This window comes from Paenibacillus sp. SN-8-1 (assembly GCF_050995535.1).
Taxonomy (GTDB): Bacteria; Bacillota; Bacilli; order Paenibacillales; family Paenibacillaceae; genus Fontibacillus.
In genome coordinates this window covers 1,984,136-2,005,445 of record NZ_CP194782.1, presented here as the reverse complement: position 1 = coordinate 2,005,445, position 21,310 = coordinate 1,984,136, and the positions used below count along the sequence as shown (strand labels likewise).

Sequence of the window (21,310 nt, the reverse complement as noted above, 5' to 3'; positions counted from 1 at the left end):
CACTTATTTAGATTTATTCCATGAATCCATCCAGCTTGTAGTTTGGTTCAGCCACTGCTCACTGAATGATTTGCTGTCCTCCTTCACCATATAGTCAGCATCTTGGGTCAAACGATCGAAGAATCCAGAGGTAATAAGCAGCAGAGTAATGGACGCAGCTATTGTATAGTGAGTAATCGGATGCCTAATCCATGTCCATTTACGATGAAGCCTCGGCGACTCTATTGGTTTCGCTGAAGAATCACCCATTGGTAAGGCATTCATCACTTGGTCAGTAAATGCATTCAAATCCGGGAATTCTGGAAGCCCCTGCTCCATACTTTCGAATACAATCAGATATTCTCTTAATGCGGATTCATCTTCAATTAACAATTGATCCAACTCTACCTGCTTGCTGGGGCTTAACTCACCAAGTATGTACTGTCTCCACAAATCTTGTCGCTGCATGCCTGTCTCTCTCACGACCAATCCTCCTCCTTCCAATGCTCTCTCATCCAGTGTCTTGCCCGGTACAGCCTGGATTCCACCGTCTTCAGCGCGATACTCTGGTCGGCGGCAATCTGCTCGTAGCTCTGCTCTCTCAGGTAAAAGGCAGTTACTATCTCTCTATGAGCATCAGGAAGTTCATTGATCCGGCTGGCTACTCTCTGTATACGTTCTTTTCTAACAAGGCTATCCAGCGTATCCTCCTCTGCAGCAGGAATTTGCTGTAGTACCTCCTCGCTCTCCCATTCATCTTCTCTGCGGCGTGCACGCCTTCGTTTGCAGTCAATGGCTTTGTTGATACAAATACGCGTGATCCACGTCTTGAATCCTTGTGACCGATACTCAGGGAGAGATTTATATACTTGGATGAACGTCTCCTGCGCGGTGTCCTCGGCTTCCTTCTGATCATGAAGAACCGAGTAAGCCATCCGGTATAGATAAGGGCCGTAGTCATTCACCAGCTGTCTGAATGCGTCCTGGTTCCCCTGTAGGATCTGGCTGATCCGTAGTTCCTCTTCTATATCTCTCCCCTCCTTCCAAATAAATAGACGTCATGAATTGAAATAACCCCTGCGAAAATATTTAAATTATTTTAGAATGTTCGCATTATTGCTAAATTGCTAGTCTATATGGATTGCCTTCACTACCCAGTTATGTAAAAAGAGGTTGCTCCTATCAGCAGCTGCTGATGGAACAACCTCAAGTATATCACCTTATTTACTATTTCCACGGAATCTTTGCGTATAAGCTTTGGCATCTTGAGCTGTCTTGACCCGGTTACGGCTCCACTCGAGCAGAATGCGGTCAATATAACGAAAATGCACTTTACCTGCAAATACGGCTTCCTTCAGTGCAAGCCGGATCAGTTCATCCGGATAACCGTCTTGATCCAGCCAGCCTGATATCGTCTCACATTCCATTGGAGAGAGCGGCCGGGCAAATTCTTTCTCGAAGATGACAAACAGATTGCGCTGCTGATCTTCCGAAGATGAGGACTCCTCCTCCTTCGATAACCGTTCTTTCTGGCGTTCAGCTGCCGCTTCTTCAGCAAGACATACACTTAGTTTGTGGTACATTCCCGTTAGATTGTACCGTTCTGAATGTATTCCAGAGTGATCGGTGACTTCGTCGATGGAGAGCCAGCCGTCTTTCATCAATTTGCGAATTCCGCTGGCTACCACAGAAGGGGCAGCCCCCATTCTCCGCTCAATCTCTTCCATTGAAGGGAACTCCAATTGTTCTAACTGCTTGAAAGCTAACAGCTGAATCAGCAGCATTACTTCTGTATCAGTTAGTTTGAGCTTCCGGTAATAAGCCAGTAAGGCATAAGGGATACTAGCTGAACCCTTTTCCAGCCCGTAAGCTATACCGTTCGCCCACACCTTCCAACCTTCGCCCATTCCCATCCAACATTCACCTCTTTATTTCAGGAATAACGCAAGGTTGTTATGACTACTTAAGGGTACAGACGGTACAGGGTCCGCGGGAACGGAATCGTCTCACGTACATGATCAAGTCCGCAGATCCAGGCTACGGTCCGTTCAAGTCCAAGACCAAATCCGGAGTGTGGAACCGACCCGTACTTGCGCAGATCCAGGTACCACTGATAAGTCTCTGTGGAGAGATTATGCTCTTTGAAACGCTCTTCCATCAGTTCAGGGTCATCAATCCGCTGGGATCCGCCAATAATTTCACCATAACCTTCAGGAGCAATCATATCGGCACATAGAACCACATCAGGACGGTTCGGATCCGGCTTCATATAAAAAGCTTTGATGTCCTTCGGATAATGGGTGATAAATACAGGCTTATCATAACGTTCAGCGATTGCCGTTTCATGCGGAGCGCCAAAATCCTCTCCCCAAGGAATATCAAATTCCTGAGTATGCAGGAATTCGATGGCCTCATCGTAGGTTATACGAGGGAATGGAGCTTGAATGTTCTCCAGCTTGGATACATCTCGCCCTACAGCTTCAAGCTCTGCCTTGCAGTTCTTGAGAACCGACTGGACTACAAAAGAAATGAAATTCTCCTGTACCTTGAGGCTTTCCTCATGATCCGTGAACGCCATCTCCGGTTCGATCATCCAGAACTCGATCAGATGCCGGCGGGTCTTGGATTTCTCCGCACGGAAAGTTGGTCCGAACGAATACACCTTTCCAAGCGCCATGGCTGCAGCTTCCATATAAAGCTGACCACTTTGAGTCAGATAAGCATCTTCATCAAAATATTTGGTATGGAACAAGTTGGTTGTTCCTTCAGCTGAGGTAGGTGTCAAGATTGGCGGATCCACCAAAGTGAACCCGTTCTCATCAAAGAACTGCTGAACCGCACGAATAATCTCTGCCCGAATGACCATGATGGCACGCTGCTTCGAGGAACGAAGCCATAAATGCCGGTGGTCCATCAAGAAATCAACCCCGTGCTCCTTAGGTGTAATCGGATAGTTCTCTGTAATATGGATAATCTCAATATTGGTAACAGTTAACTCATAACCCGAAGCACTCCTTGGTTCTTCGCGGACAATCCCTTCCACATAGAGGGAGCTTTCCTGAGTCAAGCTTTTGGCTTTGTCCCAAATCTCTTCAGAGACCTCACTCTTAACAACCACACCTTGAATATAGCCCGTTCCATCACGAAGCTGCAGGAACTGGATCTTCCCGCTAGAACGCTTGTTATTCACCCAAGCGCCGATGGTTACCGTCTCGCCGACGTGATGGCCTATTTGACGAATCACTGTTTTGACCGCCATGTTATCTCTCTCCTCTAGCTGCTCTTAATTAATTAGCTGACTTGGCTTCCTGAACGATTCGGTTCGTATCCCGTGCAATGACAAGCTCTTCGTTCGTTGGCACGACCAGTACCTCAACTTTGGAATTAGCTGATGAAATCCGGCGTGGTTCACCTGAGCGAATTTTGTTCAGCTCTGGATCAATCTCTACGCCCAGATACGACAGATTCTCACATACCTTCTCACGTACGACCACGGAGTTCTCCCCGACGCCGGCTGTGAACACAATCACATCTACCCCGTTCATAGCCGCTGCATAGGCACCGATATACTTGCGAAGACGATATTCGTACATCTCGAATGCTAGGGTAGCATTCGCCTCACCAGCTTCCATGCCATCCGTAATATCGCGCATATCACTGCTCACACCGGAGATCGCAAGCAATCCGCTGTGTTTGTTGAGCATTGAATTCACTTCACTGATCGAAAGCTCCTCTTTATTCATAACAAATGTAACGACTGCAGGGTCCAGGTCCCCGCTTCGTGTTCCCATCATCAGACCTTCAAGAGGGGTAAGTCCCATTGAAGTATCAACAGAGACTCCGCCTTTTACAGCTGTCAGGCTGGCGCCGTTACCGATGTGGCAGGTAATGATCTTGAGGTCTTCAATTGGCCGCCCGAGGTACGCAGCAGCTGCTTTACTTACATATTGGTGAGATGTACCATGTGCCCCGTATCTGCGAACGTGATGCTTCTTATACAGCACTCGTGGGATAGGGTACAAGAATACCTTTTCATCCATTGTCTGATGGAAGGCGGTATCAAAGGCAACGACCTGAGGAACATTAGGCATGTTCTTCTCTGCCGCATTGATCCCCATAATAGCCGGTGGATTATGAAGCGGAGCCAGATCGAACAGTCTCCGGATCTCTGCTTTGACTTCACTCGTAACGAGTGCAGATCCTTTGAATGTCTCCCCACCGTGCACAACCCGGTGCCCAACAGCTTGAATTTCATCAACTGAATTCAGCACACCGTGCTCTTTGTCTGTCAGCTTCTCAAGCACCTTACGAATTGCGGTAGTATGCTCAAGAATCTCGCTTACCTCGGTAACTTCCTCTTTGTCCGTAGGCTTGTGCGTTAGAATAGAGGAATCCATACCAATCCGCTCAACGAGTCCTTTCGCTAGAACCGACTCATCCTCCATGTTGTAGAGCTGATATTTCAGAGAGGAGCTACCCGCATTTATAACGAGAACTTTCATATCCGGTCACCATCCTTGTCGTATTTGAAAAAGCCTTCGCCCGTCTTAACGCCCAGATTCCCGGCACGGACCATCTTCTTAAGTACAATGGAAGGGCGGTATTTAAGTTCACCGAACTCACGGAACATACGCTCAAGTGCGGCAAGTACCGAATCGAGACCGAAACGATCAGCCATCTCAAGCGGTCCATACTGGAATTGATATCCAATACGCATGGAGTCATCAATGTCTTCAGCCGTTGCCACGCCTTCACCAAGCACGTGCAGCGCCTCGTTAATAAGAATGCAGATAATACGTGAAGTTACGAATCCAGGGGATTCATATACCATGATGCCGCGCTTCTCAACAACTTCCTCTACAAAACGCTTGGTGTTATCAAATGTGCTATCTGAAGTCTTCAAACCGCGAATGATTTCCACGAGATCAATACGAGATACTGGATAAATAAAGTGCATGCCGATGACGCGTTCCGGATACATGGTGCCTCCGGCAATTTCGGTCAGGCTTAGGGTTGAAGTATTACTAGCTAGAATAATATGGCTTGGGCAGACTTGGTCGAGTTGAGTGAAGACTTCTTTCTTCGCATCCAAATCTTCCGAAATCGTCTCGATCACCATGTCGCAGGAGCCGAGTTCGGCAAAATGTGTTACTTTTTGAATTCGGGAAAGAATCAGCTTCTTCTCCGCCTGGGTGATTGCCCATTTCTCCAGTTGCTTATCTAGGCTTGTCTCTATCATGCTGTAAGCATGGTTCAATTTGTCCGGGGTTTCTTCAACCAGCAGAACTTCAAGTCCCTTAGCTGCAAGCATTTCACAAATGCCTTGGCCCATCGTACCGCCACCGATAACGCCTATTTTTTTAAAGTACATGGTGTCTCTCTCCATCCTTTGTATTAATCTCTACATCTTATTATACCCTCGATGTCGAATAATACATCTTTTTATACCCAACATATAATAATATCTTAGCACGAATAAAAAGTAAAAAAAAATTACCAACCTGAAAAAATCAGGCTGGTAAAAGGATGCTGTCACGAAATTGACAACGAAATTGTTCTCCCGAGAGACGTTCTTCGTGAATTAGAATTTCAAGGGATTTGTCGAATACCGCCGCATGCTCGATTAAAGCCGCTTTGGTACGGGCCGCGAGGTCATCCAGGATACGGCTGTTCTCATTCATAAGAACTTCCTTGGTGACCATATCCATGTTCACAATACCAAGCCGGGTAAGACCTGACGTCATCATGGTGTGGACAAGCTTCAGAGCCTGTTCAAAGTCATTGCGTGACCCTGTACTTCTGCCCCCATAATAGATCTCCTCTGCAGCAGCTCCCGCAAGAGCCACCATGATTTGTCCTTCAAGATAAGATTTGGTATACAAATACTGCTCCTGCTGCGGGTTATGACGAACATATCCCAGCGCTTGTCCGCGAGGACTGAGAGCTACCTGATTCACACTGCCTGGAGCCACGATCTCAGCGAGCACAGCATGCCCAAGTTCGTGTACTGCCACTCTGCGCTTCTCTTCTTCGGTCGATTCCCTGTCCGTCTTCTCTCCGAGCATGACCTTATCCACACCCATAGACAGGTGGCGCTGGTCGATGATCTGAAGGTTCTCTCTCATGGCATAGATAGCACCTTCATTCATTACACTTTCCAGCTGGGCTCCAGAGAAGCCGTATGTCTCTTCAGCAAGTTTCTCTAAGCTGACATCCTCATTCAGAGGCTTATTCTTAGCATGCAGCTCAAGAATATGCTTCCGGCCCTTCTTATCAGGCAATTCTACCTGAATATGACGGTCGAAGCGGCCAGGACGCAGCAGCGCGCTGTCCAGCATTTCTTTGCGGTTCGTTGCCGCGATCACCAGAATACGAGGGGCGTCCGAGTTATAAATGCCGTCCATTTCCGTAAGAAGCTGATTCAGAGTCTGGTCATACTCCCGTTGTTGTCCGCCTTCTCTTTTTCCCCCGATTACATCGATCTCATCTATGAAAATAATTGCATTCTCTTTCTTCTCCTGTGCAGCGCGCGTCCGGGCTTCCTTGAACAATTCCCGGATGCGTCCCGCACCGACACCTACATACATCTCTACGAATTCAGAGCCGGAAGCCGCCACAAATACGGACTTTGTATAGTGAGCCGCAGCTTTAGCCATCAAAGTCTTCCCTGTTCCCGGAGGGCCTGTTAGCAGAATCCCCTTGAGTGGGCGAATGCCGAACTTCTTAATTTCTTCATGTCTAACCATGAAATCAAGGGCCTCACGAAGCTCCTGCTTCGCATTATCCTGTCCTCCAATTTCTTCAAAGGTAAGCTTGGCCGGGCCCGCTTTCTTCCGTTTGCGGTCCTGGGAAGCACCTACCGTGATTCCGCCTTTCATTTGAACCACCGCGAACAAGGCCCCAACCATGGCTAGTCCAACAATGACCGGAATGATATTAACTCCAATATAAGCAAGGAACACGAGAAGTACGAGTACAATCCCGATTACGACTTCTTTAATGAACTTAGACATTGCTCCATACCCCCATCTCACCCGGCACTCGCGGAAGTATAATGAACTTGCTGGCTTTTCCGTCTGATAGAGTCACATATATATTCTGATTATCCATTACCGTATTGACTGAAAGTCCTGGTGCTCCCTCTTGAAGCTTCTCTAGAGTCACCGGAATCTCGGTATATTTCTTATTATCCATGGCTTCCGCTACAGGAAAGAGAGCTTTGGACCACCACTGATCGAGTACTTTATTTGAATGATCCACAACGGTAAGCTTTAGCTTGCGGCTGCCGATCAACGACTTGCCGTCAACCGTCAAATGTTCAACTAAACCTCTTAAATCGGTTTTTGGTTGTAGATCGAGTTTCAAGTCCACCTGTTTCTGGGTAATAACAAATTGAACGTTGTTGACACCCTCATACTCGGTGACCAATTTCTTAAGCGGGGCCTCAACAGCAAACTGACTATAAGCGAACCACCCACCAAACAGAATTGCTGCGGAGATAACGACGCTAGTAATCAATGGAACAAGACGTAATTTCAATTCATATCCCCCTTAGTAATTTCAATCTTATACATACAAAACACGACCACTCAAAAAAATTAACGGATTTCTCCGTCTGTTTGTGTATCATCATATACTGAAACGTACAAGTAATAGTATATCATAGAATATATACTTTTTTCTAAACTTCTTATTGAAAATATTTGAAATAATCGATAATTTCTTCTAATGTTCAAGAATTGTTCGCAATTCAAAGAGACCTTCCAATTAAATTGGAAGGTCTCTTAATATAGGAGAACACTAAGGCTCAAGCCTACCGATTAGGCAAAGTGTAGGTATCAGGCAGAGCCTGGCCATCGGCGAACCTATAAAACTTATAGTTGTAATGATCTCCATCTTTATAGAACAATTGATATACGTATTGCTTCCCTGCCCCCTGATCAAATATACCTGGGACAAGGCGGACAATAGAGATATCCGGCATTTGAGACTTGATGCTGTTCTTAACCTGATCAAGGCTGACTCCATTCTTCGCCAGCTCCTGGTGGTCAACCTTACCATCAACGACCCATACCACAATATCTTCTCCCGATGTACTTTTGCCTTCGATCACCCAGCACACGGTATCCCATACGGACTTACTGGCATGTGTTAACGAAGCCAGATTAGCCTGCTGCTTGGCCACAATGACAGCAGCGTTCTTCTCGTTCCAATAATCCTCCATCGAATACACATAATATCTCTGAATTCCAAACAGAATCAGCAGGGCGATAACTATGGACATCAAAATCCATTTCGTTTTTTTCTTCATGCGATCACTTCCTTTCACTCAGAAGTGCTCCGCTTAGCGGGAGAGCAATCCTTCGAAACAAGCTTGAGCTTCTCTGCGTACCCGCTCTTCATCAATGGTCAGACAGCTGCCATGCTTAACAACCTGATTCCCGTTCACCCACACATGTTCAACGTCCTTAGGGCCAGCGGAATATACCATATGAGAAATGAAATCCGTATGCGGAATAAAGTGAGCTTGATCGGTATTCATAGCAATGAAGTCAGCCTTCATGCCTTCCGCAAGCCTTCCGGTATTTGGCAGGTATACGGACTGAGCACCATAAATCGTGCCCATTTTAAGAGCTTCTTCTGCCGGTACAGCCGTCGGATCACCTGATACACCTTTATGTATCAAGGCTGCCAGCCTAATCTCCTCGAACATGTCGAGGTTGTTGTTGCTTGCTGCCCCGTCTGTACCCAAGGAGACAACAACCCCTGCCTTTTGCAGATCAACGACACGGGCAACGCCGCTGGCAAGCTTAAGGTTGCTCCCAGGGTTATGCGACACCGCAACCTTATTCGTAGCAAGAATCTCGATCTCTTCATCATTCAAATGCACGCCGTGGGCGATGATTGAAGGTCGTGAGAAGAATCCTAGCTTTTCCAAATGCATCGTTGGACGAAGACCATACTCATTGATATTCTGCTGCACTTCAGCGGCAGTCTCGGACATGTGGGTATGCAGCGGAAGATCCAGGTCATGAGCCGCTTGAACGAACTTCTCAATGAATGCAGGCGGACAAGTGTAAGGGGAATGCGGGGACATCATGGTCGTAATTCGCCCATCCGCCTTGCCATGCCAATCTTGGGCGAACCGTATCGCCTCTTCCAGCTTCTGCTGCTGTACGTCCTCAGGACATAAGCCAATGGCTCCGCGCATCAGTACAGCACGAATTCCCGATTCCTCCGTTACTTTAGCTACCTGATCCATATGGTCATACATGTCCAGGAAGGTTGTCGTACCTCCCTTAAGCATTTCCACGACAGACAGCGCGGTACCCCAGTATACATCTCTGGAGGTGAACTTGGCTTCCATCGGCCACATCTTCTCCTGCAGCCAAGTTTGGAGCAGCATATCGTCCCCATAACCGCGCAGCAGAGACATCGCTGCATGACCATGGGTATTAATCAGCCCTGGAGCAAATAGCAGGCCCCTTCCGTCAAAAGTGTCTGTCCCCTCTTCGACCTCGGGACGAGACTCTCCGACATATTTGATCAGATCGTCCTCAATTAACATATATCCCTTGACCACAGAACGTCCTGGTTCCAGCACAGCAAAGCTTCCGTTTTCAATTAACCATTTACGACTCATTTGTCACTGCTTCCTTTCCATCTCCCAAATAATATGCCAGGCTGAGCAGATCCGTTGTAAAATCTGCCGCGTGCAGGCGTATCTCGGCAGGCACCTTCAGAATTGTTGGCGCAAAGTTAAGGATCGCTTCAATTCCAGCATCGATAAGCTGATCGGCTACCCGTTGTGCCTCAAAATCAGGCACAGTTATAATTCCAATCCGGATACCCAGCTTCTTCACGGTAGCACCAAGATCTTCAATCGGCTGTACGGTCAAGGAATTAATCTTCTGGCCGACCTTCTTCTCCGAGGCATCGAAGACCGCCACGATCTTCATATTGTCCTTCAAGTACGTATTGTAATTGGATAAGGCCTGACCCAAGTTCCCGGCCCCGACAAGGGCCACATTGATCTGCTGATCCAAGTTGAGGATTTGGCGAATCTTCTCGATCAGATAGGAGACATCATATCCGATACCTTTACGACCAAAATCACCGAAGTATGCAAGATCTTTGCGAATTTGAGCCGGGTTCAGATCCAGCTTTTGTCCAAGCTCCTGCGATGAGACGGTTGCGACTTCCCGAAGGCTCAGTTCATTCAGAAAGCGCAGATATACGGGTAATCTGCGTACCACCGCATCTGAGATTTTCTCCGATTTCATTTCTTTTTCCCCCTAATGCTAATGAGTCCGGTTGATCACCGGTGGCCAAGCCATTCCGAAATCCGAGGCACCATTTGGTTGGTGGGCATATGCTCCATCTTTGGGCCTGGCAAAGAATAAAGGAAATACTTCCCGTAATAGGACTCGAGAATTCGTGTATCATATACAATCACGATACCGCGGTCCTGGGAGGACCGCACCAGTCGTCCAAATCCCTGCTTGAAGCGGATAACCGCCTGCGGGACGGACAACTTCATAAATGGATTCTTCTTCTGCTGCTGCAGCCGCTCGCTCTTGGCTTCTACCAGCGGATGGTTCGGAGGTTGAAATGGAAGCCGTACGATAGCCAGACTCGTAAGAGCCTCCCCTGGAATATCGACACCTTCCCAGAAGCTGCTCGTACCGAGCAATACAGAGGCCTGCTGGCCCTGAAATCTTCGAGTAAGCTTAGTCCGATTTCCGCTGTCTACTCCTTGTCCAATGACTGTAATCCCCTGTGTAGATAGAACCTCTTTCAGGGGGTCATATACCTGTCTAAGCATACGATAAGAAGTGAACAATACAAGCATGCGTCCTTGGGTAGCAATTGCCGAATCAGCCAAGGACTGTACGAGTGTATTCACGAAATGATCGTCCCCGACACTGCCCTTCACACTTGGGAAATCCCGAGGGATGACGAGCAGGGCCTGTTCCCTGTACTTGAATGGTGAGGGAAGCAACGAGGTCAATAATTGATCCTGCTCAGAAGCTTCCGTAAGTCCCAGCTGCTCGATCATATATTGAAACGACTTGTCTACGGATAAAGTAGCAGAGGTCATGATAACGCTCTTCTTTTTATCAAAGAAAAGAGCTTTAAGCTGTTCACTTACCTCAACGGGTACAGCATAAATTTGCAGAGACCGGCTGCGGTAATGACCGTTACCTTCAAGCCAGTAGACCGTCTCCTCATTGTCGAGCTTCATAAAAGAACGGATACTGTCCCTCTCAGCTCCCAAATCCTTGAACAGACCGCTTATATCCGTCACCAGGCTCTCAGAGCTATAACTTTCGTCATCTTCCTTTAGCTCATTCACCATACGTTCGCCTTTGCGAATTACCGTACCCATAGTCATGTAAATCTGATTCTCGATTTCACTAAGCGCATCCCAATTCTTGGGCTTTTTGTGCGGAAGCAGACGAAGAACGAACTGTCCCGGGTCTCCGGGAGCGGCATCGCTTCGCTCAGGCATGAGTCCGAACAATTGATCGCTGAGACGATCCCAGTTCTCCTTGATCTCAATAATCTCAGGGTACAGATTATCAATTACACTCATCCACTCGCTGGCCTTCTCCGACCCGCTGGTCTGAAGCTGAGCCCGCAGATTCGGAAGCTGACCCGTCTTACTGTCCTTGAAGAGGCGTGTCAAGGTGTGAACGACCGTGAAGTATTTCATATTCATACCCAAATGCTTGCCGGCTACTTCTTCGAGATGGTGTGCCTCGTCAATGACAAGACGTTCATAGCTCGGAAGCAGCTGATGACCCGCCTTCACATCTGTGAACAGCTTCGAGTGGTTCGTGATCACCACATCAGCTACACCAGCCTCGTGTTTGGCCTTATGATAGAAGCACTTTCTGAACCATGGACATGAGCGTCCCAGACAGGAATCCGATTCACTGGCAACCGTCTCCCAGAAATCAGCTCCCCGATTGCCCTGGTTCAGCTCTTCATCATCCCCGGTCTCGGTCTGGGTTAACCACACGATCATCTGTGCAGCCGTCATAACTTCTTCCTTTGGTGTAGTGAAATCTCTCTTGTTTATTTTATGTTCAAATTTGCGCAGACACAAATAATGCCCTCTTCCTTTGAAGATTGCTGCCCGAAATGGAAAAGGAACCACGTCCGTAAGCAGAGGAATATCTCTCTCGCGGAGCTGCTCTTGCAGGTTGATGGTATGCGTACTTACCATAACCTTCTCTTCAGACTTAACGCTGTGATAAATCGCAGGCAGCAGATAACCGAGTGACTTCCCTGTACCCGTACCTGCTTCGACCAACAAGTGCTTATCCTCATCAAAGGCCTTCATGACGTCTTCAAGCATGATATTCTGAGCTTCCCGCTCTTCATACCCAGGGAGCTTGCTCTTCAAGTTCGCACGAACATCAGCCATAAACTGCTCGAAAGATTTATCCTTCAGAGGATTATCGAAATCCTCACTTCGCGGCGGCTTGATGTCAATCCAGTCTTCTGTCCGAAGCGCGAACTGACGGTAATAGGTGAACCCATCTGTTGAAGCGTCCGTTTCCCTCTCCCTGATCTGGAGTGCAGCATCAAAGAACCATCCCAAATCACTGTCCTCGCCTGAGAACAGGTCAGAAAGCCGCTGCAAAGCGAGAAGTGGAAGGTCATCAATCTCTTCCAGACATTTAGCAAAAATAAGTGCGGTAGCCAAGGCATCGGAATCGGCTTGATGAGGTCTGTCATGGGTTACCCCAAATTCACCGGACACAAAGCCAAGCTGATATGATGTAAGCGAAGGAAACATTATTTTGAGGAAATCCATGGTATCCAGGATTCTCCCCGTAAAGGGTAAATAGCCCGTTTTGTCCAAAGCACTCTGTAAGAAATTAAAGTCAAAAGCAACGTTATGGCCAACGAGGATCACATCGTCCAGAAGAGGCACCATTTCCATCATAACCTCATCCAGTAAGGGAGCGTTCTGTACATCCTCCTCGGTAATCCCTGTTAACCCAGAAATAAAAGGCGGAATCGGTACACCCGGCTTCACATACGAGGAATATACCTGGCTAATCGTACGATCATGATCTATAATAGCAAGCCCAACTTGAATAATTTCATCAGAGGACTGGTTACCTGTCGTTTCAAAATCGAGAACGGCATATTTCATTATATACTCATTACCTTTCATTCCAGTCTCTCTAACAGCATATCAAAAAAAACTCGGTTTGGAAATTAAGACATGCAAACAAATATTCGCACCCCTCTTTTACCCTATAACAAACAAAAAACGATGCGAAAAAATCCCATTGAATGGTCGCATCGTTCATCAAATTAAGATACATTACAATAATGAAGTAAGCTGGGCTCCGAACTGCAGGGATCCCCGTTTTTGTTGGCATACATCCAAATTATTCAAGGGCTCAGTAAATGAAGGATCAATATGATGGGCTAATGTAAAATATTCTTGTGCTTTATCCATATGGTTCATCTTCGCTTCAATACAACCAAGCGCATTATAGACGATGGATCTAAGCCGCTTGTTGTCCGTCAATGGCAGCACCCATTGAAAATGCCGTCCCGCCTCCCGGGTATCATTCATATTCAAATAGGACATGGCCAAATAAATCCGGGCCAACAGGCTGTCTTGAAACTCCTCGGTGGTACGCTTGAACTGTTCGGCCGCATGGGAATACATCATTAGCTTGTAATAGCCCTGTCCCTTAATGAAGGTACCCGACTTCATCTCAGGCAGCTCCACAATCTTAGCAGAATCCGTTAACCCCCAGCTTTTGCGTACATCACTCATTTTCTCTTCAAAAGAAAGCCACTCCTCAATAATTCCATCACTCATAGCTTTAAGCAATTGCCACTTTTTGCCCAGCTCCTGCTTCTGGTTACCTTTAGCGATCGGGTACATCTCAGCGATTTCCTCCAACATATCATTCATTTCCGCAAATACATGCTGAAACATCATCTGCATCCCACCCTAAACGAAAATGAAATCAAGCAGCGGCCCTATGTTCATTTTTTGTTTAGGCGGATGATTTCATTCTTGAAGGAACCCCTTAAATAATGGATTACAGCTTAACGGACTGTCGCATGTACCTCGTAGCTGGCTGTTTCAACAGGACGGTTATTCTCATCGACGAACAAAACGGTAGGCTTATGGTGACGTACTTCCTCCTGGGACATCTGTGCATAGGAAATGATAATAACCGTGTCCCCCGGCTGAACCAATCTCGCTGCCGCTCCATTAAGACAGATCACACCGCTGCCGCGTGGTCCTGGAATCACATAAGTCTCTAGGCGAGCACCGTTATTATTGTTTACAATTTGTACTTTCTCATTCTCAAGCAGGTCTGCCCGCTCCATCAGGTTCTCATCTATGGTAATACTGCCCACGTAGTTGAGGTTCGCCTCTGTCACGGTTGCGCGGTGAATTTTGGATTTCATCATGGTTCTATACATGAGTTACCACTCCTTTGGTAGTAAAAAGAATGTTATCAATCAGACGAGTTGTTCCGAATTTAACCGCCAGGGCAATCAAGAGTTCTCCATCCAGATCGCTTACCTTAGCCTCTTCATGGACTGGTGTTAGCGATGGAAATGCTAAAATATCCACATAATCAATTACAGCCATGGGCTGAGACTTAATATTCCGGGTCAGGCCATCACGAATTTCGGCCAGGGTCACGGCCGGGTCGTTCTTCATCCACTCTTCTGCTTCACGCAGAGATCTGGACAGGATCAGAGCCTGCTTTCTCTCTTCTTCCTTCAAATATACGTTCCTGGAACTGAGTGCCAGTCCATCTGATTCACGAACAATAGGGCAGGGGACAATCTCTACATCAAAGTTCAAATCATCCACCATTTGGCGGATAACCGCTACTTGCTGTGCATCTTTGAGTCCAAAATAAGCTTTATCCGGGGCGATCATATGAAACAGCTTACCTACCACCGTGGTTACCCCATCGAAATGGCCGGGGCGCGAAGCACCGCACAGTTCATCAGTAAGCTCAGATACCGCAATTTTCGTCTTTGTAGGCTGAGGGTACATCTCCTGTACGCTCGGCAGAAAGACTACATCCACCCCTTCACGCTCTGCCAAAGCCAGGTCTCTCTTCTCATCACGGGGATACCGGTCCAGGTCCTCATTCGGACCGAACTGAATTGGATTAACAAAGATGCTCAGAACTACAAGATCATTGTGTTCCCTTGCCTGCTTCAGCAGACTGGCGTGGCCCTCATGGAGGAAGCCCATCGTAGGCACGAAGCCCACGGACAGTTCTTGTCCAGCCTTAGCTGCGCTAAACCGCTCCTGCTTAACATATTTCTTAAGATCAGTAACTTTATCTATAACGATCATGACCGGGTGTCCACCTTTCCTCTGCCGTACAATGAATCAACCACGCTCTCATCAGCATGGAACACATGCTCTTTCGCCGGGAATTGACCTGATTTTACTTCTTCTACATATTCACGAATTCCGCGGCGAACTTCATTTCCAACGTCAGCAAAGGTCTTCACGAAACGCTTCTCCCGATAATCCGAATCATATTTGAGCACATCATGATACACTAGCACTTGACCGTCACAGCTTCTTCCCGCCCCAATACCGATGGTAGGAATGGAGAGCTGTTTGGAGATCTCAGAAGCAACTTCCTCGGTCACAAGCTCAAGAACAACGCCAAAAGCACCCGCTCTCTCCAGTGCCTTGGCATCTTCGAGCAGACGACGGGCATCCCGTTCGTCCTTACCTTGAATGCGATAACCTCCAATTTGGTTCACCGATTGTGGTGTAAGACCAATATGTCCAAGAACAGGTACGCCGGACTTGACAATGCTTTCAACTGCCAGGCAGATTTCCACCCCGCCTTCCATTTTTACAGCGTGAGCATGACCTTCCTGCATAATTCTTCTGACATTCTTAAGCGTCTCATCAATACCGCCATGATAAGTCATGAAGGGCATATCTGTCACAATAAATGTGTGCTCAGCTCCACGTCTAACCGCCCTGGAGTGATAGACCATATCATCAATAGTTACAGGAACCGTTGAATCATATCCCAGTACAACGTTGCCAAGCGAGTCACCGACAAGCAGCAGATCTACGCCCGCTTCCTCCGCCAGCCTAGCAGAAGGATAGTCATAAGCGGTAATCATGGTCAGCTTCTCGCCGTCCTGTTTCATTTTTTTCATTTTCACAATGTTTAGCACGGACTTTCATCTCCTTTGGGTATCCCAAATTTAGAAGTATGCGTACACAACAAAAAGAACCTTTCAGCTGTGCACCAAAAAGTCCGAAAAGTCCATAGATCCATAGAAGAGTAACATACGTTCGTCCCTTCTGTCTCGGTCCCTTCGGCTCAGAGCAGAATCCAACGTAACCAGATTCATGATACATCATGCATATTGCAACTAACTTTGGAGTGCAGTTTGGTCCAGCCAATACCACCTCGTACGGTCAGTATATCAGATCAGGTCAACTTTTCAACCGCCAAGTTGCACATCTCCTGAGAAAACTGTGAACTTTTCACCTTCATTTTCCAGGATCAGTGCCCCATTCCCATCTATCCCTGTTGCATATCCAGACACGATTCCTCTTGAAGTATTCAGGGTAACTTCACGGTTGATTGTAACAGACAGAGCTTCCCACAAATGAGCAATCGGGGTAAATCCCTCCTCCAAATACAGCTTATACAGCTGTTCCAGCTCGGACATTACCGCCCCGATAAGAACTGCCCGGTCAACAGCTTTCCCGCTCTCCATCTGAAGTGAAGTCACGATGCTTCGCAATTCCTCAGGATAATCCTCCATAGTCATGTTCGCGTTAATCCCGATTCCAGCAATGCAATAACGGATCCGTTCATCCTCAGCGACCGACTCCAGTAGAATTCCGCAGATTTTGCGTCCTTGAACTAGCAGATCGTTCGGCCATTTGATCCCACTCTCTACGCCGGTTGCGGATTTGATAGCTCTGCATACAGCTACCGCGGCCAGCAAGGTCAGCTGAGGTGCACAGGATAAGGGCCGATCAGGTCTAAGGAGCAGGCTCATCCAGATGCCCTTGCCAGAAGGAGAGAAGAACTTGCGTCCTAAGCGGCCGCGTCCTCCGGTCTGTTCTTCTGCAATAACCAGCGTACCTTCAGGAGCGCCTTCCTCGGCCAGCTTTCTCACTTCCTCCTGCGTAGACGTAGTAACTTCCAACAATTTCAGATGCTTGCCAAAAGTATTTGAACTCATTGCGCTCATCAAGCTGATAGGGTTCATTCTTGCCGGCTTCTGTACCAAACGATATCCCCTGCGGGACACCGCATCAAATTCATATCCCGCTTCGCGAAGCTTATTAATCTGCTTCCATACCGCTGTACGGCTGATCGCCAAGCGTTTGCTAATTTCTTCACCAGACATATATTCCCCAGGATTCTGCAGAAGCATGTCCAAGACTGTATTAGGTTTCATTAAGATTCACCGTCCGTTTTACTTCATTAAGCAATGCTTCCTTGTTATTCGAAATATCTCCTGCTGCCACAGCGTACAATAATTTCTTCATCAAGCTCCCAAGCCATGGCCCACCGGGCCGGCTAATTCCCTCAAGCACTTCATTCCCCTTGACCGCAAGCTCACGAACCTGATGAACAGGTATACTCGAATGCCAAGCCTCAAGAATCTCAAGCAGCTCTAGACTGATCAGCGATGAGCTTCCGTCTGTCTTGGAAGAACCTAGTAAAACCTTCATTCTTGAAATCCAGAGACCCGCCGTATCTTTTCCATAGGTTAGCTGTAATAATATCCAACTTCGACGAAGAGACTCCTCACGCTCTTGTGCGGACATGCTGGATACTGCATGAAATTGATCCATTAATTCCTGATCGAACCGGGTCAAGCTGGCAGTCCCCTCCGCTTCACGATTGGAGAACGTCCACCGCTTCAATAGATCCAGTACGGCCTGGGTATCAATACCAAGCCCCTGAACAAGAAGAGACAAGCGAAGTTGTACAGGTTCGGCTGGGAGCAGTGGAAGCTTCCTCAGCAATTCAGTCTGGATCTGAACAGGCCCTAGGGGAACTCTTGAGTACTCAAGTAACCCGCTCCGGCGGAGCAGTTCCAGCCCACGCAGAGGATCAGGACCGTACAAGATCTTCTCGAACTCGGCACGGATCCGCTCTATAGCAATAAATCCCATCTTGTCCCGGTTACGAAGTAAGGCTCGCCATGTGCTTAGGACGGGTGTAAACCCGAATACCGAAGCAAAACGAATTGCTCTGAACATCCGGAGAGCGTCTTCCTCAAACCTTTCGTCCGCCTCGCCCACACACCGGATTAACCCAGCCTTAATATCCTCTCTCCCATGGAAAGGATCAATCAGCTGGCCCTCCAAATCCATAGCCATGGCGTTCATCGTGAAATCCCGGCGCTTCAAATCTTCCAGAACCGCATCCACGAATTCAACCGAAGCGGGACGCCTATGATCTTCATATTCAGTTTCTTTACGGAAGGTAGTGACCTCGAACGCCTGCTTCTGGATGAGTACGGTGACAGTGCCATGCTGGAGTCCTGTAGGGATACAGCGTTCAAACAACTGAGTGACCATCTCGGGCCGAGCTGAGGTTGCGATATCCATATCATGCACTGGTCTTCCCATGACTTCGTCCCTCACACAGCCGCCAACCCAGTAGGCCTCATATCCAGCATCTCCGATACGCCTGAGTACTTCTTCGCCTGCAGACACCATGAGCGAATCGACGTGATTCCACTGTTTCACCAAGATTAATCATCTCCTCACACACAAGACTCCGGGGAAAAGGAGCTGTCCCCTTCTCACCCGGAGTAGTTAACTGCATACCGGCTTAAGATTCGGAGCTTTACGCCCTAGTACCCGGTAATAAATTTGTTCGTACTCTTCGGTAATCCGGTCGCTGCTGAATTCGTTCCTCGCCCGCACCAAGCAAGCTTCAGAAATTTGCTCAGCCAGCTTGGCATCCGTTAGCAGCTTAATTGCATAATCCGCCATGGCTCTGGTATCGCCAATTGGGGCCAGGAATCCGGTATTCCCGTGAGACACCAGTTCAGGAATACCTCCAGCCTCTGAACCGATCGTAGGCACCCCGCAAGCCATTGCTTCAAGGGCCACGAGGCCAAAGCTCTCTTTCTCAGAAGGTAGAAGGAGAACGTCTGCCATCGATATTACTTGGGCAATCTGGTCCTGTTTTCCCAGAAAATGAACACGGTCCTCAAGGCCAAGCTGCTTGATCTTGCACTGAATCTTCGGCAGCTCCGGTCCTTCACCCACAAACAGCATACGGGCAGGGATCTCTTTGCTGACCATCGAGAAAATATCCACCACATCACTCACCCTCTTGACGGGTCTGAAGTTAGAGATATGCATTAGGATCTTCTCGTTAGGAGCTGCAAAATCACTTCTTAAAGAATCTATATCACGCGGATAATATATCCGTTTATCTACAAAGTTATAGGTTAAATCGATATCCCGCGAGATTTCAAGCACTTCCCGGGTTTCTTTCATTAAATCCTCGGAGACGGAAGTGACGGCGTCACTTTCATTAATCGCCAGACGGATCAAATCCTTCAGTGACTCATCCTGGGCAAGGACTGTAATATCCGTTCCATGAAGAGTTGTCACAACCTTGAGCTCGTCTCCCACCATCTGTTTGGCCAAAAATGCGCACACCGCATGCGGCACAGCATAATGCACATGAAGGATGTCGAGCTTCTCCCGCTTGGCAACATGGGCCATCTTCGTAGCAAGGGATAGATCGTAGGGCGGATAACGAAACACATAATAATCGTTCACTTCTACTTCATGATAAAATATATTTTTCTGAAAAGCCCCTAACCGGAAAGGAACACTATGCGAAATAAAATGCACTTCGTGTCCCTTCTCGGCAAGCAGCTTACCGAGCTCAGTCGCTACAACCCCTGATCCACCAAGTGTCGGATAACAGGTGATGCCGATTTTTAGAGTTTGGCTCATATCAGGGGCACCTCTTTCTTTTTATATAGACTGAACAATTGAATTACAGTAGAGGCAGCCGTGTGAAATATTCTTCCAATCGCTGTTGTTCCCGGATTTCTTTTATTAAATTTATTAGGTAGAAGTCCGGTCACAAAGGCGAACGCTTCGCTTCTCCAGAATCATTTCACACTCTTGCCTATGGGCAATTCTTAAATTCAAAGTATATAGTCTTCAGAACAGATGAACTTTATAAGGCGTCTTAACCGCGAAGCCTTCAGCATAAGGAATGAGCCTGCGCTGACCCAGCAGTGCATCTCGTGCCTTTACTCGTTCCACATAGCCTTGTGTAAGCGGGGTGGCAACTCCCTCTTTCCCAGGTGTGAACTGAGATTCGTAAGCGAGCAGCGACCGTTCTTTAGTCTCGTAATAACTTGTAACATCAACTATGAGATCCGGTGTTCTCCAGTCATTTATGAAATAGAAGTACAGCTCGTCCACAAGTACAGGAGGCTTGTCCGGCATCATTCTCCGCAGCTTCGCATTAAATACTGCTTCCTCCACCAGCTTACTGCATTGCACATGATCAGGATGACGATCCTCCCAGTAAGGCGCAAAAACAATTCGCGGTGCATACTCACGAATAACAGAAGTCACTGCAGCCACATGATCGGGTGTGATATAAAGTCCACGATCCGGCAGTCCCAAATTGGTCCTTAGTGTAAGGCCCAATACCCTGGAAGCCGCTTCTGCTTCCTGCATGCGAAGCTCTACTGTCCCATTGGAGGACATCTCCGCCTGTGTAAGATCACAGATACCGACCTTCAGGCCTGCTTCAACATGCTTGGCAATCGTTCCGGCCATCCCTATTTCAGCGTCATCCGCATGGGCTCCGAAGATGAGGATATCCAGCTTCTCACTCATTTATCTAACCTTGGACGATGAAATTCAACCAGCTCCCGCCAGCTTAGGTCTCCCCTATCCAGAGCTCTGACCATAATTTCAGCTGATGCTACATTGGTAGCTACCGGTATCCCATGCACATCACATAAGCGTAGCAGCGCTGTAATGTCTGGTTCGTGCGGCTGAGCCATCAGAGGATCACGCAGGAAAATCACCAGATCCATTTGATTCTGAGCAATAAGTGCTCCAATCTGCTGGTCGCCCCCAAGAGGACCTGACAGGAACCGCTGTATATTCAGCTTGGTATTATCCATAATCCGCTGCCCCGTTGTACCGGTTGAGTATAGATTGTTACCCTCGAACACGTGCTCATATGCAATCGCGAAGTTGACAATTTCCTCTTTCTTCCGGTCATGGGCGATAAACGCAATATTTAACATTTCGTTGTAC

Annotated in this window: 21 protein-coding genes; all 21 read right to left on the bottom strand. The window is 47.7% G+C overall.

Annotated elements, in window-relative coordinates; translation table 11 throughout:
• Positions 1–3: 3 nt before the first annotated feature.
• The 21 genes from ACRRNK_RS09480 to mgsA all read right to left on the bottom strand — a co-directional run bounded on the left by ACRRNK_RS09480 (position 4) and on the right by mgsA (position 21,300).
• Complete coding sequence (locus ACRRNK_RS09480; protein WP_433946483.1) at positions 4–462, bottom strand: hypothetical protein; 459 nt, start codon at positions 460–462, stop codon at positions 4–6.
• Positions 459–944, bottom strand: a complete 486-nt coding sequence (locus ACRRNK_RS09475; protein ID WP_433946482.1) for an RNA polymerase sigma factor — start codon at positions 942–944, stop codon at positions 459–461. The genes ACRRNK_RS09480 and ACRRNK_RS09475 overlap by 4 nt, the downstream gene beginning before the upstream one ends.
• 255 nt (positions 945–1,199) lie before the next feature.
• Positions 1,200–1,892: a DnaD domain protein gene (locus ACRRNK_RS09470; RefSeq protein ID WP_433946481.1), complete on the bottom strand. Its 693-nt coding sequence runs from the start codon at positions 1,890–1,892 to the stop codon at positions 1,200–1,202.
• A 50-nt stretch (positions 1,893–1,942) separates the two neighbouring features.
• On the bottom strand, positions 1,943–3,238 hold the full coding sequence (gene asnS / locus ACRRNK_RS09465; RefSeq protein ID WP_433946480.1) for an asparagine--tRNA ligase: 1,296 nt from the start codon (positions 3,236–3,238) through the stop codon (positions 1,943–1,945).
• 28 nt (positions 3,239–3,266) lie between these two features.
• Positions 3,267–4,481, bottom strand: a complete 1,215-nt coding sequence (locus ACRRNK_RS09460) for an acetate/propionate family kinase (RefSeq protein WP_433946479.1) — start codon at positions 4,479–4,481, stop codon at positions 3,267–3,269.
• Positions 4,478–5,350, bottom strand: a complete 873-nt coding sequence (locus ACRRNK_RS09455) for a 3-hydroxyacyl-CoA dehydrogenase family protein (protein WP_433946478.1) — start codon at positions 5,348–5,350, stop codon at positions 4,478–4,480. The genes ACRRNK_RS09460 and ACRRNK_RS09455 overlap by 4 nt, the downstream gene beginning before the upstream one ends.
• Before the next feature lie 139 nt (positions 5,351–5,489).
• A complete protein-coding gene (locus ACRRNK_RS09450; protein ID WP_433946477.1) occupies positions 5,490–6,992 on the bottom strand; it encodes an AAA family ATPase in 1,503 nt (500 codons plus the stop codon).
• Positions 6,985–7,518, bottom strand: a complete 534-nt coding sequence (locus tag ACRRNK_RS09445; RefSeq protein WP_433946476.1) for a hypothetical protein — start codon at positions 7,516–7,518, stop codon at positions 6,985–6,987. The genes ACRRNK_RS09450 and ACRRNK_RS09445 overlap by 8 nt, the downstream gene beginning before the upstream one ends.
• Before the next feature lie 274 nt (positions 7,519–7,792).
• Positions 7,793–8,290: a DUF5590 domain-containing protein gene (locus ACRRNK_RS09440; protein ID WP_433946475.1), complete on the bottom strand. Its 498-nt coding sequence runs from the start codon at positions 8,288–8,290 to the stop codon at positions 7,793–7,795.
• Positions 8,291–8,323: 33 nt separating this feature from the next.
• Complete coding sequence (locus ACRRNK_RS09435; protein WP_433946474.1) at positions 8,324–9,622, bottom strand: amidohydrolase; 1,299 nt, start codon at positions 9,620–9,622, stop codon at positions 8,324–8,326.
• Complete coding sequence (locus tag ACRRNK_RS09430; protein WP_433946473.1) at positions 9,612–10,262, bottom strand: redox-sensing transcriptional repressor Rex; 651 nt, start codon at positions 10,260–10,262, stop codon at positions 9,612–9,614. The genes ACRRNK_RS09435 and ACRRNK_RS09430 overlap by 11 nt, the downstream gene beginning before the upstream one ends.
• 35 nt (positions 10,263–10,297) lie before the next feature.
• A complete protein-coding gene (gene dinG, locus ACRRNK_RS09425) occupies positions 10,298–13,150 on the bottom strand; it encodes an ATP-dependent DNA helicase DinG (RefSeq protein ID WP_433946472.1) in 2,853 nt (950 codons plus the stop codon).
• Between the two features lie 174 nt (positions 13,151–13,324).
• Positions 13,325–13,957: a tetratricopeptide repeat protein gene (locus tag ACRRNK_RS09420; RefSeq protein WP_433946471.1), complete on the bottom strand. Its 633-nt coding sequence runs from the start codon at positions 13,955–13,957 to the stop codon at positions 13,325–13,327.
• A gap of 110 nt (positions 13,958–14,067) precedes the next feature.
• A complete protein-coding gene (gene panD, locus ACRRNK_RS09415) occupies positions 14,068–14,451 on the bottom strand; it encodes an aspartate 1-decarboxylase (protein WP_433946470.1) in 384 nt (127 codons plus the stop codon).
• Positions 14,444–15,349, bottom strand: a complete 906-nt coding sequence (gene panC / locus ACRRNK_RS09410) for a pantoate--beta-alanine ligase (RefSeq protein WP_433946469.1) — start codon at positions 15,347–15,349, stop codon at positions 14,444–14,446. Before panC ends, panD begins: the two co-directional genes overlap by 8 nt.
• Positions 15,346–16,182, bottom strand: a complete 837-nt coding sequence (panB, locus tag ACRRNK_RS09405; RefSeq protein WP_433946850.1) for a 3-methyl-2-oxobutanoate hydroxymethyltransferase — start codon at positions 16,180–16,182, stop codon at positions 15,346–15,348. The genes panC and panB overlap by 4 nt, the downstream gene beginning before the upstream one ends.
• A 291-nt stretch (positions 16,183–16,473) precedes the next feature.
• Positions 16,474–17,445 (bottom strand): biotin--[acetyl-CoA-carboxylase] ligase, encoded by a 972-nt coding sequence (locus ACRRNK_RS09400; protein ID WP_433946468.1) that lies wholly within the window; start codon positions 17,443–17,445, stop codon positions 16,474–16,476.
• Complete coding sequence (locus ACRRNK_RS09395; RefSeq protein ID WP_433946849.1) at positions 17,435–18,748, bottom strand: CCA tRNA nucleotidyltransferase; 1,314 nt, start codon at positions 18,746–18,748, stop codon at positions 17,435–17,437. The genes ACRRNK_RS09400 and ACRRNK_RS09395 overlap by 11 nt, the downstream gene beginning before the upstream one ends.
• Positions 18,749–18,817: 69 nt before the next feature.
• On the bottom strand, positions 18,818–19,978 hold the full coding sequence (gene bshA, locus ACRRNK_RS09390; RefSeq protein WP_433946467.1) for an N-acetyl-alpha-D-glucosaminyl L-malate synthase BshA: 1,161 nt from the start codon (positions 19,976–19,978) through the stop codon (positions 18,818–18,820).
• Between the two features lie 213 nt (positions 19,979–20,191).
• Positions 20,192–20,881 carry a bacillithiol biosynthesis deacetylase BshB1 gene (gene bshB1, locus ACRRNK_RS09385; RefSeq protein ID WP_433946466.1) on the bottom strand — a complete coding sequence of 230 codons (690 nt, stop codon included), beginning with the start codon at positions 20,879–20,881 and terminating at the stop codon, positions 20,192–20,194.
• Complete coding sequence (gene mgsA, locus ACRRNK_RS09380) at positions 20,878–21,300, bottom strand: methylglyoxal synthase (RefSeq protein ID WP_433946465.1); 423 nt, start codon at positions 21,298–21,300, stop codon at positions 20,878–20,880. Before mgsA ends, bshB1 begins: the two co-directional genes overlap by 4 nt.
• Between the last annotated feature and the right edge of the window lie 10 nt (positions 21,301–21,310).

What these genes read in the sequence shown, in the direction of transcription:
- ACRRNK_RS09470 (WP_433946481.1), bottom strand. Translation starts at nt 1,892, where the DNA reads ATGGGAATGGGCGAAGGTTGGAAGGTGTGGGCGAACGGTATAGCTTAC.
- asnS (WP_433946480.1), bottom strand. Translation starts at nt 3,238, where the DNA reads ATGGCGGTCAAAACAGTGATTCGTCAAATAGGCCATCACGTCGGCGAG.
- ACRRNK_RS09460 (WP_433946479.1), bottom strand. Translation starts at nt 4,481, where the DNA reads ATGAAAGTTCTCGTTATAAATGCGGGTAGCTCCTCTCTGAAATATCAG.
- ACRRNK_RS09455 (WP_433946478.1), bottom strand. Translation starts at nt 5,350, where the DNA reads ATGTACTTTAAAAAAATAGGCGTTATCGGTGGCGGTACGATGGGCCAA.
- ACRRNK_RS09450 (WP_433946477.1), bottom strand. Translation starts at nt 6,992, where the DNA reads ATGTCTAAGTTCATTAAAGAAGTCGTAATCGGGATTGTACTCGTACTT.
- ACRRNK_RS09440 (WP_433946475.1), bottom strand. Translation starts at nt 8,290, where the DNA reads ATGAAGAAAAAAACGAAATGGATTTTGATGTCCATAGTTATCGCCCTG.
- ACRRNK_RS09435 (WP_433946474.1), bottom strand. Translation starts at nt 9,622, where the DNA reads ATGAGTCGTAAATGGTTAATTGAAAACGGAAGCTTTGCTGTGCTGGAA.
- ACRRNK_RS09430 (WP_433946473.1), bottom strand. Translation starts at nt 10,262, where the DNA reads ATGAAATCGGAGAAAATCTCAGATGCGGTGGTACGCAGATTACCCGTA.
- dinG (WP_433946472.1), bottom strand. Translation starts at nt 13,150, where the DNA reads ATGAAATATGCCGTTCTCGATTTTGAAACGACAGGTAACCAGTCCTCT.
- ACRRNK_RS09420 (WP_433946471.1), bottom strand. Translation starts at nt 13,957, where the DNA reads ATGATGTTTCAGCATGTATTTGCGGAAATGAATGATATGTTGGAGGAA.
- panD (WP_433946470.1), bottom strand. Translation starts at nt 14,451, where the DNA reads ATGTATAGAACCATGATGAAATCCAAAATTCACCGCGCAACCGTGACA.
- panC (WP_433946469.1), bottom strand. Translation starts at nt 15,349, where the DNA reads ATGATCGTTATAGATAAAGTTACTGATCTTAAGAAATATGTTAAGCAG.
- panB (WP_433946850.1), bottom strand. Translation starts at nt 16,182, where the DNA reads ATGAAAAAAATGAAACAGGACGGCGAGAAGCTGACCATGATTACCGCT.
- ACRRNK_RS09400 (WP_433946468.1), bottom strand. Translation starts at nt 17,445, where the DNA reads ATGAAACCTAATACAGTCTTGGACATGCTTCTGCAGAATCCTGGGGAA.
- bshA (WP_433946467.1), bottom strand. Translation starts at nt 19,978, where the DNA reads ATGAGCCAAACTCTAAAAATCGGCATCACCTGTTATCCGACACTTGGT.
- bshB1 (WP_433946466.1), bottom strand. Translation starts at nt 20,881, where the DNA reads ATGAGTGAGAAGCTGGATATCCTCATCTTCGGAGCCCATGCGGATGAC.
- mgsA (WP_433946465.1), bottom strand. Translation starts at nt 21,300, where the DNA reads ATGTTAAATATTGCGTTTATCGCCCATGACCGGAAGAAAGAGGAAATT.